This is a genomic window from Streptomyces sp. NPDC127084, assembly GCF_042724175.1.
Taxonomy (GTDB): Bacteria; Actinomycetota; Actinomycetes; order Streptomycetales; family Streptomycetaceae; genus Streptomyces.
In genome coordinates this window covers 1-1,189 of the sequence record NZ_JBHXFA010000401.1, presented here as the reverse complement: position 1 = coordinate 1,189, position 1,189 = coordinate 1, and the positions used below count along the sequence as shown (strand labels likewise).

1 protein-coding gene and 1 pseudogene are annotated in these 1,189 nt (G+C 66.8%); one reads left to right on the top strand and one right to left on the bottom strand.

Going from position 1 to position 1,189, the window contains the following annotated elements; translation table 11 throughout:
- Positions 1 to 293 (bottom strand): annotated as a pseudogene (locus ACFWI9_RS34540) (hypothetical protein); the annotation flags it as partial.
- 382 nt (positions 294 to 675) lie between these two features.
- On the opposite strand from ACFWI9_RS34540, the gene ACFWI9_RS34535 reads away from it, so the two are divergent.
- The coding region (locus tag ACFWI9_RS34535) for a DinB family protein (RefSeq protein WP_387169313.1) at positions 676 to 1,189 on the top strand (514 nt) is incomplete at its 3' end.

The following is a 1,189-nucleotide window of genomic DNA, read 5'->3' as shown; positions in this document are numbered from 1 at the left end:
CGGAGGGCCAGCTGAGCGCTGCGTACCTGCTCGCGACCCGTCCCGGTGAGCTGGACGCGTGGAGAGTCCCACCAGTCAGCGCGGCTGTACCGTCCGCTCAGTTTGGCGTGGAACGAGTTCCGCATGGCGACCTCGAAGTCACGCAGAACGCCGAGGAAGGCGCGGGAGATCTCACCGTCCCAGCCGTACAGACGCAACGCCATGCCCAAGTCGCCGCCGCACTCGTCGAGAAACGGCTGGAACCGCTCCACCGAGATCGCGTCGACGATCCGCTTGGCCTCGTCCTCCGTCACCGCTGCCCCTCCCTGAATGAATGCTTCCGTGTTAGTCTCGGCTACGTGCGCCCCGGAGTACTGTCACTGCATTGCACACAGCCCGGGGCACAGCTATGTCCGGAGCCCAACGATGGGCGGCGGATGGCTGCTGCGCGGGTGACCTGACTGCGGTCTCACTTTCAACTCTAATCACCTTAGACCTCGGCCACTTGTTGCGCAACGCGGTATCTGAGAACCCCACTTCTCAGTAGTTGCGTGATTGTGCGTATCGATAGCCTCGGCTCCTCGGTTCTGTATGGGGTGGTCATTGAGGACAGAAACTGACCTAAATGCCCCGTAGCTTCATCGACGTCGGGCAGGGGGACAGGCTCCCGGCCGGCACCGGCGAAAGGCGAAGGCCATGGTCACGCACGTACCGGCGGACACGCAGGGCGACGAGCGCGGGTCGCTGCTCACGTTCATCGAGGACCAACGGGGCGGTATCCGCAGGGCGTTGCTCGGGCTGACCGAGGAACAGGCCGCGAGCACGCCGAGCGCGAGCGGACTCTCCCTCTCCGGGCTGCTGAAGCATGTCGCCGACGTCGAGCAGGGCTGGATCGCCCGGGCGAAGCTGGAACCGCCGGCCGTCCAGCGCGACCAGTCCAACTGGCACGAGACCTTCCAACTGGTCGACGGCGAGACCGTCGAGTCGCAGCTCGCCTACTGGGAGAAGGTCGCCGCCGAGACCGAGGCGTACATCCGCTCGGTGCCGAGCCTCGACGACACCTTCCCGGTCCCGAGCGAGCCCTGGTTCCCGCCGGAGGGCCGCGTCTCCGTGCGCTGGCTCTGCCTGCACCTGATCCGCGAGACCGCCCGGCACGCCGGCCACGCCGACATCATCCGCGAGTCCCTCGACGGCGCCACCGCCTACGAGC